19 protein-coding genes are annotated in these 16424 nt (G+C 64.2%); 8 read left to right on the forward strand and 11 right to left on the reverse strand.

Features of this window, described 5'->3' with window-relative positions:
* The first annotated feature begins 49 nt into the window (after positions 1-49).
* The 3 genes from ADADO0_RS11615 to ADADO0_RS11625 all read left to right on the forward strand — a co-directional run bounded on the left by ADADO0_RS11615 (position 50) and on the right by ADADO0_RS11625 (position 3601).
* Entirely contained in the window at positions 50-1534 is a 1485-nt protein-coding gene (locus ADADO0_RS11615; protein WP_511305304.1) for an aldehyde dehydrogenase, read from the forward strand.
* A 47-nt stretch (positions 1535-1581) separates the two neighbouring features.
* Positions 1582-2982, forward strand: a complete 1401-nt coding sequence (locus ADADO0_RS11620; protein ID WP_511305305.1) for an aspartate aminotransferase family protein — start codon at positions 1582-1584, stop codon at positions 2980-2982.
* Between the two features lie 229 nt (positions 2983-3211).
* Positions 3212-3601, forward strand: coding sequence for a DUF1236 domain-containing protein (locus ADADO0_RS11625; protein WP_511305306.1), 390 nt, complete (start codon positions 3212-3214; stop codon positions 3599-3601).
* A 68-nt stretch (positions 3602-3669) separates the two neighbouring features.
* Here the strand turns inward: ADADO0_RS11625 and ADADO0_RS11630 are convergent, their stop codons facing one another.
* Positions 3670-4275 carry a glutathione S-transferase family protein gene (locus ADADO0_RS11630; protein ID WP_511305308.1) on the reverse strand — a complete coding sequence of 202 codons (606 nt, stop codon included), beginning with the start codon at positions 4273-4275 and terminating at the stop codon, positions 3670-3672.
* A gap of 42 nt (positions 4276-4317) precedes the next feature.
* On the reverse strand, positions 4318-5166 hold the full coding sequence (locus ADADO0_RS11635; protein ID WP_511305309.1) for a 23S rRNA (adenine(2030)-N(6))-methyltransferase RlmJ: 849 nt from the start codon (positions 5164-5166) through the stop codon (positions 4318-4320).
* Positions 5167-5277: 111 nt separating this feature from the next.
* Between ADADO0_RS11635 and ADADO0_RS11640 the strand changes: the two genes are divergently transcribed.
* The gene (locus tag ADADO0_RS11640; protein WP_511305310.1) at positions 5278-5682 is read left to right on the forward strand and encodes a hypothetical protein; all 405 of its coding nucleotides are present in this window, start codon (positions 5278-5280) and stop codon (positions 5680-5682) included.
* A gap of 10 nt (positions 5683-5692) precedes the next feature.
* Here the strand turns inward: ADADO0_RS11640 and ADADO0_RS11645 are convergent, their stop codons facing one another.
* Positions 5693-6349: a ribonuclease T2 family protein gene (locus ADADO0_RS11645; RefSeq protein ID WP_511305311.1), complete on the reverse strand. Its 657-nt coding sequence runs from the start codon at positions 6347-6349 to the stop codon at positions 5693-5695.
* Positions 6346-6822, reverse strand: coding sequence for a hypothetical protein (locus tag ADADO0_RS11650; protein WP_511305312.1), 477 nt, complete (start codon positions 6820-6822; stop codon positions 6346-6348). The genes ADADO0_RS11645 and ADADO0_RS11650 overlap by 4 nt, the downstream gene beginning before the upstream one ends.
* Before the next feature lie 333 nt (positions 6823-7155).
* Between ADADO0_RS11650 and ADADO0_RS11655 the strand changes: the two genes are divergently transcribed.
* Positions 7156-8484: a type III PLP-dependent enzyme domain-containing protein gene (locus ADADO0_RS11655; RefSeq protein WP_511305313.1), complete on the forward strand. Its 1329-nt coding sequence runs from the start codon at positions 7156-7158 to the stop codon at positions 8482-8484.
* Between the two features lie 107 nt (positions 8485-8591).
* On the opposite strand, the gene msrP is transcribed toward ADADO0_RS11655, so the two are convergent.
* The 4 genes from msrP to ADADO0_RS11675 form a co-directional block, all read right to left on the reverse strand.
* Entirely contained in the window at positions 8592-9545 is a 954-nt protein-coding gene (gene msrP / locus ADADO0_RS11660; protein ID WP_511305314.1) for a protein-methionine-sulfoxide reductase catalytic subunit MsrP, read from the reverse strand.
* 70 nt (positions 9546-9615) lie between these two features.
* Positions 9616-10047 carry a DUF992 domain-containing protein gene (locus ADADO0_RS11665; protein WP_511305315.1) on the reverse strand — a complete coding sequence of 144 codons (432 nt, stop codon included), beginning with the start codon at positions 10045-10047 and terminating at the stop codon, positions 9616-9618.
* Between the two features lie 230 nt (positions 10048-10277).
* A complete protein-coding gene (locus tag ADADO0_RS11670; protein WP_511305316.1) occupies positions 10278-10760 on the reverse strand; it encodes a DUF992 domain-containing protein in 483 nt (160 codons plus the stop codon).
* Between the two features lie 154 nt (positions 10761-10914).
* Complete coding sequence (locus ADADO0_RS11675) at positions 10915-12117, reverse strand: pyridoxal phosphate-dependent aminotransferase (RefSeq protein ID WP_511305317.1); 1203 nt, start codon at positions 12115-12117, stop codon at positions 10915-10917.
* Between the two features lie 245 nt (positions 12118-12362).
* Between ADADO0_RS11675 and ADADO0_RS11680 the strand changes: the two genes are divergently transcribed.
* The 3 genes from ADADO0_RS11680 (at position 12363) to ADADO0_RS11690 (ending at position 13534) form a co-directional block, all read left to right on the forward strand.
* Positions 12363-12989, forward strand: a complete 627-nt coding sequence (locus ADADO0_RS11680) for a glutathione S-transferase family protein (RefSeq protein WP_511305318.1) — start codon at positions 12363-12365, stop codon at positions 12987-12989.
* A gap of 192 nt (positions 12990-13181) precedes the next feature.
* Positions 13182-13382: a hypothetical protein gene (locus tag ADADO0_RS11685; protein WP_511305319.1), complete on the forward strand. Its 201-nt coding sequence runs from the start codon at positions 13182-13184 to the stop codon at positions 13380-13382.
* A gap of 11 nt (positions 13383-13393) precedes the next feature.
* On the forward strand, positions 13394-13534 hold the full coding sequence (locus ADADO0_RS11690) for a hypothetical protein (RefSeq protein ID WP_511305320.1): 141 nt from the start codon (positions 13394-13396) through the stop codon (positions 13532-13534).
* A gap of 95 nt (positions 13535-13629) precedes the next feature.
* Here ADADO0_RS11690 and ADADO0_RS11695 read toward each other — a convergent pair whose 3' ends face one another.
* The 3 genes from ADADO0_RS11695 to ADADO0_RS11705 all read right to left on the reverse strand — a co-directional run bounded on the left by ADADO0_RS11695 (position 13630) and on the right by ADADO0_RS11705 (position 16406).
* The gene (locus ADADO0_RS11695) at positions 13630-13983 is read right to left on the reverse strand and encodes a DMT family protein (protein ID WP_511305321.1); all 354 of its coding nucleotides are present in this window, start codon (positions 13981-13983) and stop codon (positions 13630-13632) included.
* 61 nt (positions 13984-14044) lie between these two features.
* Positions 14045-15190: a DUF2865 domain-containing protein gene (locus ADADO0_RS11700; protein ID WP_511305322.1), complete on the reverse strand. Its 1146-nt coding sequence runs from the start codon at positions 15188-15190 to the stop codon at positions 14045-14047.
* A 121-nt stretch (positions 15191-15311) separates the two neighbouring features.
* Positions 15312-16406 (reverse strand): TRAP transporter substrate-binding protein, encoded by a 1095-nt coding sequence (locus tag ADADO0_RS11705; protein ID WP_511305323.1) that lies wholly within the window; start codon positions 16404-16406, stop codon positions 15312-15314.
* Positions 16407-16424: the final 18 nt, after the last annotated feature.

Here is a 16424-nt window from a genome sequence, read left to right on the forward strand (position 1 = left end):
CATCGCCGCCACGGCGAGGCGCCGGGCGCGCTCTTTCAGGAGGACGCGCATGACCGTCATGGCCTATGCCGCACCGGCGACCCTGCCTGATTTCCGCACCGACGCCTTTATTGGCGGCCGCTTCGTGCCGGCCCGCAGCGGCCGCCGCTTCACCTCCTACAACCCCGCTACCGGCAAGCCGCTGGCGGAAGTCGCGTCCTGCAATGCGGAGGACGTCAACTCGGCGGTGGCCGCCGCCCGCGCCGCTTTTGAGGATCGCCGCTGGGCCGGCCTGAAGCCGGGCGAGCGCAAGTGCATCCTGGTGCGTTTCGCCGAGTTGGTGCGAGCCAACCGCGATGTCTTGGCCCTGACCGAGACGTTGAACATGGGCAAGCCCATTTCGGACGCCAAGGCCATCGACGTGCGCGCCACCGCCGACTGCATCGCCTATTACGGCGAGGCCGCGGACAAGGTTTATGGCGAGATCGCGCCCACCTCGGACGAAAACCTCGCGCTTATCCTGCGCGAGCCGCTTGGTGTGGTGGGCTGCGTGACGCCTTGGAATTTCCCCATGATCATGGCGGCGTGGAAGTTCGCGCCAGCGCTGGCCATGGGCAATTCGGTGGTGCTGAAGCCGGCGGAGGAATCTCCGCTCACGGCGCTTCACCTTGCGGCGCTGGCGCAGGAAGCCGGCATTCCCGACGGCGTGTTCAACGTGGTGCCGGGCCTCGGCGAAGAGGCGGGCGCGGCGCTCGGGCGGCACATGGATGTTGACGCCATCGCGTTCACCGGCTCCACCGAGGTGGGGCGCTATTTCATGCGCTATTCCGCCGATACCAACCTGAAGCGCGTGTCGCTGGAATTGGGCGGCAAGACCGGTTTCGTGGTCGCCGCCGATGCGCGGGACCTCGACGCGGTGGCTGAAGCTGCGGCCGCCGGCATCTTCTTCAACCAGGGCGAGATGTGCACCGCCGGCTCCCGTCTGCTGGTGGACAACAAGATCAAGGATGCCCTCGTGGAACGCGTGGCGGCGCTCGCCGCCAAATGGATGCCGGCCGATCCGCTCGATCCCTCAGCACCTGCCGGTGCCGTCGTCAGCCGCCAGCATCAGCGCCGCATCCTCGATGCCATCGCGCGAGGCCGCGCGGAGGGCGCGCGCCTGGTGACGGGTGGCGGCGCGGTGCTGGAGGAGACCGGCGGTGCCTTCGTCGCCCCGACCATTTTCGACAATGTGGAGCCCGGTTCCTCGCTCTCCCAGCAGGAGATCTTTGGCCCGGTGCTCTCCGTGGTCGGCTTCGATGGGCTGGACGAAGCGGTGGAAATCGCCAACGGCACCGTCTACGGCCTCGGCGCGGCCATATGGAGCGCGGACCTCGGCGCGGCGCACAAGGTCGCGCGGCGCTTCAAGGCGGGCGTCGTCTACGTCAATTGCTTCGATGCGGACGACATCACGGTGCCGTTCGGCGGCGTGAAGCAGTCCGGCTTCGGGCGCGACAAATCCTTGCACGCGCTGGAAAAATACTCCGACCTCAAGACCATCTGGACCCGCCTCTGAAAGCGGTCCGCTTCCCCTCAACCCTCTTTCCCAGGAGTGCGCCCATCGTGACGTCCGCCCCGGTTTCCAACTCCACCGCCCATTGGCGCCATCTCGACGCCGCGCATCATCTTCACCCGTTCTCGAACACCAAGTCGCTGAACGAGGAGGGCGTGCGGGTCATCACGCACGCGGCGGGGAGCTATATTTTCGATTCCGAGGGCAACAAGATCCTGGACGGGATGTCCGGCCTCTGGTGCTCCAGCGTCGGACACGGGCGGCCTGAGATCATCGATGCGATTTCGGACCAGTTGAGGAAGCTCGACTATTACAACACCTTCTTCAAGACCACCCATCCGGCCGCTGCGGAACTCGCCGCCGCGATCGCGGAGGTCGCGCCGGAGGGTATGAAGCATGTGTTCTTCACCTCCGGAGGCTCGGAGGCGGTGGACACCGTCATTCGCATGGTGCGCCATTATTGGGCGGCGATGGGCAAGCCCGAAAAGCACATCTTCATCGCCCGCAAGAACGCCTATCACGGCTCGACGGTCGGCGGCGCGAGCCTCGGCGGCATGAAGCCCATGCATGCCCAAGGCGGTCTGCCGATCCCCGGCATCATCCACGTCCAGCAGCCTTACTGGTGGGCTGAAGGCGGCGATATGAGCCGCGAGGCGTTCGGCCTTTTCGCCGCCCGTGAGGTCGCCCGCGCCATCGATGAAGCGGGCGCCGAGAATGTCGCCGCCTTCATCGGCGAGCCGATCCAGGGTGCCGGCGGGGTCATCATTCCTCCCTCCACCTATTGGCCGGAGGTGCAGAAAATCTGCCGCGAACGCGACGTGCTGCTGGTCTGCGACGAGGTCATCTGCGGTTTCGGGCGCACCGGCGAATGGTTCGGATGCCAGCTCATGGGCGTGCAGCCGGATCTCATCACCTTCGCCAAGGGCGTCACCTCTGGCTATTTCCCCCTGGGCGGGGTGATAGTCGGCGAGCGGGTCGCGACCGGCTTCATCGAGCAGGGCGGCGAGTTCAACCACGGCTTCACCTATTCCGGCCATCCCGGCGGCTGCGCGGCGGCGCTGGCGAACCTCAAGATCCTGCACGAGGAAAAGCTGGTCGATCGCGTGAAGAACGAGATCGGCCCTTATCTCCAGGAGCGTTGGCTCAAGCTCTCAGAACATCCGCTGGTGGGCGAAGCCCGCATGGTCGGCCTGATCGGGGCGCTGGAACTCACGCCTGATAAAGCCGCCCGCGCGAAGTTCGCGCAGGAGGAGGGGACCGTGGGCTTGCTCTGCCGCGACTTCTCCTTCCGCGAAGGATTGGTCATGCGCGCTGTGCGCGACGGCATGATCCTGGCGCCCCCCTTCACCCTGAGCTTCGCGGAAGCGGACGAATTGGTGGCGACCGTCCAGAGCGTGCTGGATCTCACCTATGCCGAGCTGAAGGCCCGCGACTGGCTGAAAGCGGCGTGAAGAGGGGTCGCGCGCCAAGTTTGGCATTCAACCTTTCATGTCAGTAAGTGCCTGAAGCCATAAGAATCTAAATCCATCGAGCCCGGTAAAGCTTCCGCTTTCCGGGCTCGAAATGTTTAAGCGTGGCCGTGAGATGAGAAAATGACTTCATTCATTTTAAGTCTCTCCAATGGAACGAAGGCCGTGCCGTGCCGTTTCGCTTCGGGTTATGAAAAAAAGGAGAGATCCTATGCGAAATCGTCTTATTGCTACCGCCGCGGTCCTCGCCATTCTCTCGCCTAGCCTTGCATTCGCGCAGGCATCGACGGCGACTGGCGCGGTCGGCGGCGCGGCTGTCGGCGCTGTCGTCGGCGGTCCTGTCGGAGCAGTGGTCGGCGGCGCGGTCGGCGCCACCATGGGTGCAGCCGCCGAGCCCCCGGCGGAAGTGCGCACATACGTGATCCAGGAAAACCGCCCCTCGGTCCGCATGGAGCGCCAGGTCGTGGTGGGTGAGCCCCTCCCGTCCACGGTGCGCGTCTATCAGGTGCCGAACAACAGCCAGTACGAATACACCGTGGTCAACGACCAGCGCGTGATCGTGGAGCCGGGCACCCGCAAGGTGATCCAGGTCATCCCGTGATCTCAGCAGGCTATTGACCGGGATCTGCCCGCAGACCTTCGGCAAGCCGGCCTCTCCTCCTTCGGCGCCTAGGGCGCCGAGGGAGGCGCGGTCTCCCGGAACACGGGAACCCGTTCGGCAAAGTCTTCCAACCACCCAACCATGCGCGGGTTTCTGCTCCGCCAGCGGCCGCCGACCCTGATGTCGAGATAGGCCAGCGCGCACGCCAAGGCGATGATGCCCGTAGTCGGCTGCGGTCCGAATTCCGTCGGCGACACCTCAAGCTCAGCTACGGCGCGATTGATCTTTGCTTCCTGACGCGCAACCCAATCGGGATGCCGCCGTTCATCGGGGCGATACCGCACCTCGTAAAAAATCATCAACGCGGCATCCATGATGCCATCCGCCAGCGCCTCCAGGCGCATCGCCTCGAATCGGGCTTCCGGTTCGGTCGGAATGATTATGCCGCCGCCGGCCACATGGTCGAGATACGCCAGGATGACCGGCGAATCGAACAGCGGCTTGCGCCCGTCCACCAGCAGCACCGGAAGCTTGCCGAGCGGATTCTGCACCAGCAGCGTATCGGTATCGCTCAGCGTGTCGGCCACCTCCAGTTCCAGTGGAATACCGAGATGGCCCGCGGCAGTGCGCACCTTGCGCGCGAAGGGTGAGGTCGGGGAATAGCGCAGGCGCATGGGATGTTGCTCGCGGCAGATGGTGATGGTGGAAGGCGGGGCCTATTCGGGAACCAGCCATGACACTCGCGAGCGCCCGGCGCCGTTGTGAGCCAGGATGGGTGCAAGGGCTGAGAGTATGGTGCGCATCTCGTCCGCCAGCGTGAAGGGCGGGTTGACGATGATCAGGCCCGAGCCCGAGAGACTGTCCTGGCTGCGCACTTCGGCGAAATCCAGTTCGACCTTCAGTGTCTTCGGCATGCCGAGCTTTGCCACGTCGCGGCGGAATTCATCCACCGCCCGCAGGTTCTTGATCGGATACCAGACCATCGCCATGCCGTGGGCGAAACGTTCATGGGCCGCGCGCAGCGCCTCGGTCAAACGGGCGAATTCCCCCGGCTCCTCGAAGGGCGGGTCCACCAGCAGAAGTCCTCGGCGTTCGCGCGGCGGCAGATGGGCGCGCACTGCATGCCAGCCGTCCTGAAGCACGACCTTGGCCCGTGCGTCGCTGCCGAGGCGGCGATCCAGCTTCATCTTCTCCTCGCCGTGCAGCTCACAGAAGATGAAACGGTCCTGCGGCCGGGAGAGCGCCAGCGCGAGCGCGGGAGAGCCGGGATAGAGCCGCGCCCCGCTTTGTGCCCGCAATAGGCGCACCGCGTCGAGATAGGGTGCCAGCAAGGCAGCGGCGGGAGCCGGCAGGTCGGCCGCGAGAACCCGCTCGATCCCGGCGTCCGCCTCGCCGGTGCGCTGCGCGCTTGAGCCGGAGAGGTCATAGAACCCGGCACCCGCATGGGTATCCAGGACACGGAACGGCGTGTCCTTCTTGGCGAGATGGACCAGCACCCGGGCAAGGGCCGCGTGCTTCATCACATCCGCCGCATTGCCGGCATGAAAGGCGTGGCGATAGTTCATGGAAATTCCCAGCCGGAGGACAGCGGCGGTTTGTCGATTGCGTCCGGCATCCTCAAATGCACTCTTACGCGCCGGTCAAGCTCGGACCGTATCATACAGGAGCCGCCGCTCATGAAATTCACCACTGCCCTGTTCGCCGCCACCTTGATCGGCGCGCCCCTGGTTGCCGCGCCGGCCCTCGCACAGCAGGTTCCGACCATCACCGGCACCTGGAAGGGGCAAAGCGACGGGCTGAGCAAGAAGTATGGCTGGATCACTGGCCCGGTGACACTGGTGGTGTCCGAGCAGCGCGGCCGCTCCTTCAAGGCAACCTTCACCTATGCCGCCCAAGCCGGGGGCGACCGCACCGAGACCATTGCAGGCACCTTCGCGCCGGATGGCAAATCGGTCTTCCTCGCAGGTGATGACGGCATCCACATCGCTGTGCTCCAGGGCACCACGCTGGACGCCTGCTATGTCGAGCCGGGCGACAACGACGGTTTGGCGGTGTGCTCCCATCTCGAGAAGCAGCCCTGATCCCAGCGCCTTAGTGAAGCGTGGGAATTTCGAGGGGACGGCGCGACTTGCAGCTGCGCCGGTCCACCTCGTTGCAGGAGACGAAGGCAAGGTCCTTCCCGAGGCAGACCCGCACCTCCCGCAGCAATCCCGACCCGCAATCCACCGCGATCATGTCCGGGGCTAGCCCCGGATTCGCCTGCCGGAACGCGGCTTCGATGGCATCGCCGGTCATCGAGGCCGTCTGCGTCGGCGCGGCGAAGGCCGGCGGCACGACGATCCGCTCGCGGGCTCGGCGGACCAGATCAAAATACCCTTGAGGGGAAAGGCCGGAGCAGGTGCCGTGCTTGCGCCATTCGTGCAGCACCAGGCCCTTGCTCGGCATCATGTCCGCCATCCCGGCGAGGGTGGCATCCGGCACATAGGGGGCGGGGTTCAGGCAGGACGAGGGGTAGCCGGTGGTGAATTGCGGCCAGAGGCCGTGGACCACGAAGCCACGCTGTGCGCTACGCTTCTGCCGACATTGCTGAGAATTTGCGCCCTGGGTCGCGCAATAGCTCGGGTTCCAGGACAGGGCCAGGACGTAGAAATCGAACTGTCCCGGCTTTTCTTGTATCGCCCGGTCCTGTGCCGAAGCCGCGGTTGCCGCCAGCAGGCCGATCAGGCCTGCCAGCAGACGGCTTATCACGGACGCGCCATCTTGCAGTTGGGGGCATAGGCGAGGTTGCGGTCGAGACCATCGATGCACCATTCCACGCCCCAGGTGTAACCCTGGAAGCCGGAATCCTCGATGATCGCGTAATAAACCGCATGCTGGCGTGCGTCGGACAGGGTGACGGTGGCGCTGCAATAACGGCGCGGCTGGAAGCCTTCGCCCCAGGGGCGATAGGCGATTTCGCGCACGTTATAATAGTTGTTGATGTTGAGCGGCGCGTTCCAATACTGGCGCTCGGTCGCGGCGAAGCGCATGGAGATCGTGCCGAGGGCAAGCGGCTCGGTGCAGGCGGGCAATTCGCTCGCGGATGAGCTGTAGCTGTCGTTGGGCAACCAGAAATTGTCCAAGAGGATGTTCGCCGCCGCGGCGGGCGTGACCGCCGACGCGAAGGCCATGCCGGCCGCGATCGCGACCCCGGCCCAACGACTGCGCAAACTTCCACCCATTCCCACTCTCCCAACGCCCACTCAAGCTTGAGGCGGCGACGATGAGTTGCCGGCGCGGCCGGGTCAAGCGCAGGAGGGCAACACTTCCAGGGAAAAAGTATGAGCATTTCGCCTTCGCGCTGCGCCTTTTCGGACGTTCGCGGTGAGGAGGCGCTGATAAGGAAACGGAAACAAAGGGTTAATAAAGATCGGCCCGGTTTCATGCGGTTTCCCAGGCCCGCTCGCAGCGCGCAAAAATGTTATCCGTGAAGGGCTCAAAAAACTTACGTCATTGACGTTTATGCTCAGTCGGTGGCACCAGTGCCGCGCATCTCACGAGATGAAAGAACATTCATGTCGAAATCAGGCTTCGTTCCTCACCTCGTCGCGGGGGGGGCATCTTCCAATCTCCAGCGGTTCGCCACTGGGCGCGACGTTGCGATTCAGATGCGGCCGGATCAGCCTGTCTATTGTTACCGTCCCGCTGTTCTCAATGCGGACGCGCGTGCCTTCAGTTCCGTGTTCCCCGGCAAGACCGCCTATGCGGTAAAGACCAACGGCGAAGGCATGGTGCTGAAGACACTTGCCGACGACGGTATGTCGGTTTTCGACGTGGCGAGCCCGGCGGAATTCGCGGCGGCGCGTGCCGTCTCCCCCAAGTCCGAACTGCTCTACATGCATCCTGTGAAGGCGCAGTCGGACATCCGGCTGGCGTTCGAGAAATACGGCATTCGCGTCACCGCCGTGGACCATGAGGATGAGGTCGCGAAGATCCTGCGTATCGTCAATGCGCTGGACCTCGACCCCGAAGAGTTCACCATGTTCGTGCGCATCGCCTCCAAGGGCGAAGCCGCTTACGAGCTTTCGAAGAAGTTCGGCGCGGCGCCGGCCCATGCCGCCGAACTGCTCCAGCGCATCCATAACATCGGCTTTAAGTGCGGCATTGCCTTCCACGTTGGCAGCCAGGTGGAAGATCCGAACACCTATGAGCGGGCCATCGCCACAGCCGCCGAGGTGCGCGATGCCGCGCGAGTACCGATCGTCGAGCTGGATATCGGCGGTGGGTTCCCGGCGGTTTATGCCAGCGACCCACGCAAGCCGCATGCCGCCATGCCGCCGCTGCCGGAACTGATGCAGAGCATCATGGATGCGGTGAAGCGTTACGGCTTCGACGGCGTGCCGCTCGTGGCCGAGCCGGGCCGGGTGATCGTTGCGCGCGCCTACTCCCTGATCGTGCGGGTGCTGCTTAAGAAGGGGCAGCGCCTCTATATCAACGACGGCATCTGGTCTTCGCTGTCGGACAGCTGGACCGGCAAGCTCCTGCTTCCGGTCAATCACATCCCAGATCCGGCGCGCCGCCGTCGCTCGGGCGATCCCAGCAAGATGCTGCCGTTCCGCATCTACGGTTCAACGTGCGACAGCGTAGACGTGCTGTCACGGCCGTTCTACCTGCCGGAGACCGTAGACACCGGCGATTGGATCGAGATCGGCCACATCGGTGCCTATTCGCTCTCGCTGCGCACGCGCTTCAACGGCTTCTACCCCGACACCTATGTAGAAGTGGACCAGCCCTTCGTGGCGCTGGACACTTCGGGCGCCGTCGCCGAGCCGGACCGCCGCATGGGCATCGACCGTCGCTCGGTAGAAGACTTCGGCGAAGAGCCGCCTGTGGACGGAGCGTGAGCCTGTAAGCGCCAAAGCCTGCGGCTGCTGAATAGGGATAAATGAAAATGGCCGGGTCAAACCCGGCCATTTTTGTTTTAAGCGGCCTGCCGGATGCGGCTTGCGCATCACATGAACAGCTTTTCCTTTTCCATTCCGGCATAGAGGCCGGAGACATATTCACCGTAGCCGTTATAGATCAGCGTCGGCTTGCGATCGCCCGTGGCGATGTCCTTCTCGGTCGCCTGGCTCCAGCGCGGATGTGCAACCTGAGGGTTCACATTGGCCCAGAAGCCATATTCCGAGCTTTGGATCTGTTCCCAGAACGTCTTCGGCCGGTCCTGGACAAACGAGACCTTTACGATCGCCTTGGCGGATTTGAAGCCGTATTTCCAGGGTAGGGCCACGCGCAACGGCGCGCCGAACTGGTTTGGCATCGGCTTGCCGTAGATCCCGGTCACCATGAAGGCGAGTTCGTTGTTCGCTTCCGCCATGGTCACGGCTTCAACGTAGGGCCACGGGTAGAAGCGGCCGTTCTGGCCCGGCGCGACGGAGCGATCGAGGAAGGTCTCGAAACGCATGTATTTTGCGCTGCCCAGCGGCTTGGCGTAGTCCACCAGCGCCTTCATGGGAAAGCCGGTCCAAGGCACAGCCATGGACCACGCCTCGACGCAGCGGTGGCGATAGAGGCGCTCCTCAAGCGTCACCGACTTCAGCAGATCGTCGATGCCCACCTGCATCGGCTTTTCCACCAGGCCGTCGATGGTGATGGTCCAGGGGCGGGTCTTCAGCTTGGCCGAGGCTTGGGCGACATCGTAATTGGTGCCGAACTCGTAATAATTGTTCACCGTGCTGGCGGCTTTTTCCGGGGTCATCGGCCGGTCCAGCGTGTAGCGGTCGTTGCGCTTGGCCGGATAGAGCCCGGCGGAAGGGTCGGTCTGCGCCAAGGCGGCGGCGGGCAGGGCGCCCGCGCCGATGAGGCCCGCCCCTGCGCCGAGCAACGCCCGCCGCGATAGGAAGACGTGTTCCGGCGTCACCTGGTTTTCGGGGATTTCCCACCCGCGCTTCATTCGAACATGCATAGGTTCGCCTCCGTTGCCGGAGCATTGCGGCGCGCCGGGACGCGGCGCAATTCAAACGCGCGTGTTCCGCTCAGTGATCCCGCGCTGTGGCGGTCACAAGTGTGAGGGTGGCGCCTGCGATGTAGATGGAGAGGCCGCTATCGGAGGAAATGCTCACCGGCTGCAAAGCTACGCCTTGCGCCACATCCTTGCCCACCAGCACATTCGCCGAAAAGCCGGGGCCGATCGCAAACCCGGTCGAGAGGCCGACATATTTGCCCGCAAGCGCGCCGGGGCCAAGCTGGGGCGTGGTGGCGAGTACCATCCAGAGCATGCTGCCAACGTCCGAGACGCCGAAATCCAGCCCGCCGCGCTCCAGGGTGCCGGTGTAATATTGGTTAACACCGGCGGTCGCGCGGTATTCGCAGGAGACCTTCCGCGTTGAACCGAAACCGTAGCCGATGGCACTTGCCCCGCGGCATTCCAGCAGGCCCGACTCAACCTTCGGCATCTGCTGCGCCATCGCAGCGTCCGCAAGTGGAAAGGCGAGCGCCAGGAATGAGAGCGCCGCACATTTCGGCCAAACGGAGATATTCACAGCTCTCAGCACGAACGCGCCGGCAGGATGGCTGAAAGTGCCGGGGCGGCTAGGGAGCGGCGCATCGGATTTTCCCATCTACCAGATATCGCCCGTCCGCACGTGGCGGGCTAAAACCCGGGACGGGCCGGCGAACCGGCCCGTCCCGGAAGAGATCAACGCAGGGTCAGGTCGGCAACGCCCAGCGCGAGGTTGAGGCCGGTCTCGCCGGAAACGGAGAGCGGCTGCAGGGCGATGGTGCTGTTCGAGCCACCGACCAGCACGTTGGCGCCGATGCCGACGCCCCATGCCGCGTTGGCGGAAGCGCCGACATAGGTGCCGCGCAGGTCGCTCGGGGAGATCTTGCGGGTCGGGGCGAGCACGGCCCACACGAGGGTGCCCCTGCCGTTGAAGCCGACGTCGAGGCCGAAGCGGCGCACCTGGCCGGTGTAGGAGCCGGCGCGGGTCGCCTTGGTGGCGGGCTTCAGCACGCAGCTCATGTCACGGATCGAGCCGATGACGAAGGACACGTTGGGCGCCATCTGGCAGACCAGCGTGCCGACCTGCACGCGCGTCTGCGCGGCGGCGGGGAGCGAACCGATGCTCAGGGCGGCGGCGGCGATGGCAGCAGCGATGCCGGTTTTTACGAACGTCTTCATGATTTAATCCTCCAGGGATGTGTCTTGACCGACGGGACACCGGCGGGCGCCGCAAAGCCTTAGCTCGACACGGCCGATCCGCCAACTTCCACGAGGGCCTTAGGTTCCCACCGCCGCAGGAATTCTACGCGGCGCTGGGTAAGGGTTTATTGCTTCAGCGTAGGGAGCCGCAGAAACGCTGGATCCGTTGGCATGATTCCTCCAGCTCGGCGGTGCTCGTCGCGTATGAGATTCGGAACGCCGGAGCGATGCCGAAGGCCGAACCATGTACCACGGCGACGTTCTCCGCCTCCAGCAGCTCGGTGGCGAAATCCTCGTCGGTGCTGATGGTCTTGCCCGAGGGCGCCGTCTTGCCGATGGTGCCGGTGCAGGTCGGGAACACGTAAAACGCGCCTTCGGGCTTCGGGCAGTTGAGGCCGCTGGCCTGGTTCAACATCGCCACCACCAGGTCGCGGCGCTCCTTGAACACGGCATTGTTGCGCGGGATGAAGTCCTGCGGGCCGTTCAGCGCCTCCACCGACGCCCACTGCGAAACCGAGGAGGGGTTCGAGGTGGACTGCGACTGCAGGGTCCCCATGGCCTTGATGAGGGCCGCCGGGCCGCCGGCATAGCCGATGCGCCAGCCGGTCATGCAATAGGCCTTGGAGACGCCGTTGAGGGTCAGCGTCCGCTCATAGAGCGCGGGCTCCACCTGTGCGGGGGTGGCGAACTTGAAGTCGTCATAGACGAGATGCTCGTACATATCGTCGGTGAGGACCCACACCTGCGGATGGCGCAGCAGCACGTCGGTCAGCTGCTTCAGTTCGTCGTGGGTGTACGCCGCGCCGGAGGGGTTGGAGGGCGAGTTGAAGATCAGCCACTTGGTCTTGGGCGTGATCGCCTTCTCGAGGTCTTCCGGCCGAAGCTTGAAATTATCCTCGATGCGCGTCGTGATCGACACCGGCTTGCCGCCGCAGAATTCGATGATGTCGGGATAGCTGACCCAATAGGGCGCGGGAATGATGACCTCGTCGCCGGGGCCGACCGTCGCCACCAGGGCGTTGAACAGAACCTGCTTACCGCCGGTGCCGACGCTGATCTGGTTGGGCTTGTAGTCCAGATCGTTGTCGCGCTTGAACTTCTTTATGATCGCGGCCTTCAGCTCAGGAATGCCATCGACGGCGGTATAGCGCGTCTCACCACGGCGGATCGCGGCGATGGCGGCTTCCTTGATGTTCTCGGGCGTTTCGAAATCCGGCTCGCCGGCGCTGAGGGCGATCACGTCGCGACCGGCCGCCTTCAATTCGCGGGCCTTGTTCGAGATGGCAAGGGTGGGCGAGGGATTGATCCGCATCAGGGCGGGCGACAGGAGGCTCATGGCCTTAACAGCTCCGGACGTTGCACCGGCAGCCTCACCCCACTCGGGGCGGGTCCGCGCTTGTGAGATAGGTACCATGCGCCGGACACGGAGGGGAGTACGCGACGCGGCGCGCTCATTTAATCGACCAGATTTGCCCGAACAAGCAAGCATCTCTGATGTCTCAAGCGCGTCATGGTGATGGATGCGCCTTGCGGGCGTGGCGTGGGGACGCCATCTGCGCAGCGTCCGGGAGGGGACCCTTCGTGCTTACACTCCATTCCACCCAGTCTTCGGGGAATTCATACAAGGTGCGCCTTCTGCTCGCGACGCTGGGCATCCCCTTCGTCCTGAACGAGGTGGACATCTTCGCCGGAGAGCACCGCACGCCGGAATTTCTCGCCCTCAATCCGGAAGGGCGGGTGCCGCTGCTGCAGCTCGAGGACGGCACGATCCTGGCCGAATCGAACGCGATTCTCTTCTACCTCGCCGAAGGAACCGCCCTGCTGCCGGACCGCAGGCTGGTGCGCGCGGAGGTGCTGCGGTGGATGTTCTTCGAGCAGAACAATCATGAACCTGGGATCGCGCAGGCGCGATTCTGGCTGCGGCAGGTGCGCGGCGGGCGCGAATTGCGCACCCACGATGTGGACCGGTGGATGGAAGAGGGCCACGGCGCGCTCAAGATCATGGATAGGCACCTGGACGGCCGGCGATTCTTCGCCGACGACGCTTTCACCATCGCCGATCTCGCGCTTTACCCGCACACGCTGGTGGCTCCCGAGGGCGATTTCGACCTCTCGCCCTACCCGCATGTGCGAGCTTGGCTTGGCCGAGTGGCGGCGGAGCCGGGGCATGTGACTCTGGATTGGACCCCGATGCGGCAGGCGGCCTGATTTAATACATACCGGCTGAGGTCACGCTTGCGTGATCGAAGTCATTAAAACGCCACGCTTTTTCCTGGCCCTGTCGCCCCTCTGCCACAATCGCATCGTGCTCGCGGAGCAACTTCTGACGGGTCGACTGGAACCAAACCGTAGTGATTCGGCGTTGTGGTTCAAAGTCATACGTGGAACGGGTCGTTTACCATGTCTGAGTTTCGCGAATTCAGTCCGCTCCGGCTTGGAGCGTCAACCGCCGATCCCGACGTGCTCGCCCGCGCGGTGCGCAAGCACAAGACCGGCGACGCAATGGCGCAGGTGTTTTTGACGTTGGCCTTGATGTTGGCCATCTGTGCCGTCACCTTTGTACTCTCGGTTGACCGGGCCGGCGCTCTGGCGCTCGGCTAGAGGAGGTTTCGATGGTGTCGAATGCGCTTTTTGGAGCGTCCCTCACTGCGGCTCTCGCCGCTGCCATCGGGGCCACCCTCTTGATTGCCTATCGCAAGGCTCAGGCGCGTCTGGTGCGCGTTCCCGTCCGCGCCCGGCGCACCCGCCGCTGAGATTTTCTGCGGGTCTTTCGTGACAGCGTTCATTCGTGACAGCGTTCACTTGGGCGCTGATCTCTGAGGCGCTGATCTTATCTGAGGTGCTGATTTCAGAATTTGTGAAAGATGAAATACGCCCCTAGGGAAATGAAGCCGAACCCAACTGCGTGGTTCCAGCCCAGCGGCTCTTTCAGATAAAGCACCGAGAAGCCGGCGAAGACCAGGAGGGTGATGACCTCCTGCATCGTCTTAAGCTGTGCCGTTGAATAGACCTCCGAGCCGATCCGGTTCGCGGGTACGGCGAGACAATATTCAAACAGCGCAATGCCCCAACTCGCGAGGATGGCGAGAAGGATGGGCGACGACTTGTATTTGAGGTGCCCATACCAGGCGAACGTCATGAAGACGTTGGACGCGAGCAACATCAGGATGGGCCAAAGCGCGGCGGGCGACAAAGCAGGCATATGAGACCTCGGCGGTGAGACACCACTGAGGCGACCATTGTCAGCCCATCAAGTCAAACCGTCACTGCACCGCCGCCGGAGGACGCTGCGTGCTGATGACACGCACCGGCCGCTGCCCCGGCTGTTCAGACGCCGGTGCAAGCGGCGCTGTCGAACTGGACGGGGCGGGATCAAACGGCGTGGACGCGTTGGCCGGCTTGGGCGCATTGGCAGCCGCCGCGCGATTGCGGGCTTGCTGCGGCACCTCCACCGGGCGCGGCTGCGACATTTCCTTCGACTGCTCCTCGGTGACGAGGATGTCGCCCTTCTGAAGTGTGGATTGGTCCTCGAGCCCGGACAATGCCTGCGACCACGACTGTCCAGCACCACGGCAGGAGCAGGCCGGCACCACCTGTTTGCGATAGAGCAGGGCGGTCGGCAGCGACATATAGGGTTTGCCGGCGACGTTGGTGGCCTGCTGAATGTCTTCGCCGGGATTGCGGTAGGTGAAGAGTTGGGCCTCGCTGGCGGGGCACAGGCGCCGGCACTGCGCATCGTCGGTCGCGAAACGCGCGGGAACGGTGGCGTAGGAGATCGGAAAATAATAGCCGTCGCAGGTGCGCACGCACACGGTGCGGAATGTGGATGACTTGGGCAGATCCATGGGCGCCACATCGAGCCCCGGCGCTGCTTCGTCCGGCGGCACATCGGCGGGCCCACCGAACAGGGCCTCGAAAATGTTACGCGAGCGCGGCCGTGCCGCAGGGGGGGCAGTCATCGCCTGGGCGGCGGCGCGGTATTGCTGGCCGCAATTGTTCTGCGCCAGGGCGATAATCAACTGCCGCCGCTGCGCGTTCGGGTCCACAGGTGTGCGATCAACGCTGGCCAGGGCGGAGCGAATGCGCGAAATCTGCCCGTCGATCTCGTCGCACTGCGGCGCGCGAGGCGGACCCTGGAAGATGAAGAAGCCGCGCGGCGCATCGCAGTTCAAGCCGCGCGCCTGACTGCCGAGCCGGTCGAGGTCGGCCCGCATCTTCGCCGCCTGCTGCACGCGCGGATCGTTGGGGTCTGGCCCGCGATCCAGCGTGGCAAGCGCACCCTCAAGCTGCATGCAGGTGGGCCCGGAGGCTGAGCCCGGCACGCCTTGAGCCTGCGCCAGCGCGGGGCACGCGAGAAGTGCGAGGCATAGGCCGAGAGACCGAAGGCCAAGAAAACGAACCGACTTCATGCTGAACCTTGCGCGCGGAGCCCCACGTCAGTGAGCGCCCTTATAGCTCCATGGGTGGGGCCAATGGTGACTAAAGTGTGGTTCGCGCGCAAAAGGCGCACCCGCGTGGGAAGACGCCTGCTCAGGTCTTTCCGCGCATGCGGATGTTGAAGCTGTCGTAGGAATATTCGCCGATCTGCCACCAGATGAGCTGTTCGGAGCGGATCGCGTTCATGCTGTCCAGCGCCGCCTTGAACGGGGCGTTGGTGGCGGCGATCTCGTGATAAAGCTCGAACGAGGCCTTGTAGCCTGCATCCATGATGGATGTCGGGAAGGCCCGCAGTTCGCAGCCCTGCTGCACCAGGCGGCGCAGGGCAGGCGGGTTCACCGAATCGTATTTCGCCAGCATCCAGTTGTTTGCGGCTTCGCAGGCATTGGCGAAAATCGCCTGGTAATATTTCGGAAGCTTGTTCCACTGGTCCTGGTTGATGACGGTGTGGAGCATCGCGCCGCCCTCCCACCAGCCTGGGTAGTAATAATATTTCGCAACCTTCACGAGGCCGAATTTTTCATCGTCGTACGGGCCGACGAATTCCGCTGCATCGATGGTGCCGCGCTCAAGCGCCGAATAGACGTCGCTGGGCGCGATCTGCTGCGGAACAACACCGAGCTTCGCCAGCACCTGCCCGCCGATGCCGCCGATGCGGAACTTCAACCCCTTCAGGTCATCGACGCTGTTCAGCTCCTTGCGGAAGAAGCCGCCCATCTGGCAACCGGAATTGCCCGAGGGAATGGCGAGGGTGTTGTACTTCGCGAGAACGCCGTTGATGATCTGCTCGCCGCCGCCGAAGAACCACCAGGAATGCTGCTGGCGCGAATTGAAGCCGAACGGCACGCCGGTGCCGAACGCCAGCGTCGGGTCCTTGCCGATATAGAAGTAGGTGGCGGTCTGGGCGCACTCCACCGTGCCCGATGACACGGCATCGAGGGCCTGGAGACCGGGCACCAATTCGCCGGCCGGGAAGGTCTGGATCTGGAACTTGCCGTCGGTCGCCTCAGACACATATTTCGCCAGCATCTGAGCGGTGCCGTAGATCGTGTCGAGCTGTCGCGGGAACGAAGACGTCAGGCGCCACTTAATCTCCGGGCTGCTCTGGGCAATGGCCGGCATGGCGACGGCAGTTGAAGCCAGGGCGGTGGCCGAGGCGCCGAGAAAGCGGCGGCGGGTCTTGTCCATGGGGGTCTCCAAGGGCGT

Source organism: Aquabacter sp., assembly GCF_965279295.1.
Taxonomy (GTDB): Bacteria; Pseudomonadota; Alphaproteobacteria; order Rhizobiales; family Xanthobacteraceae; genus Aquabacter.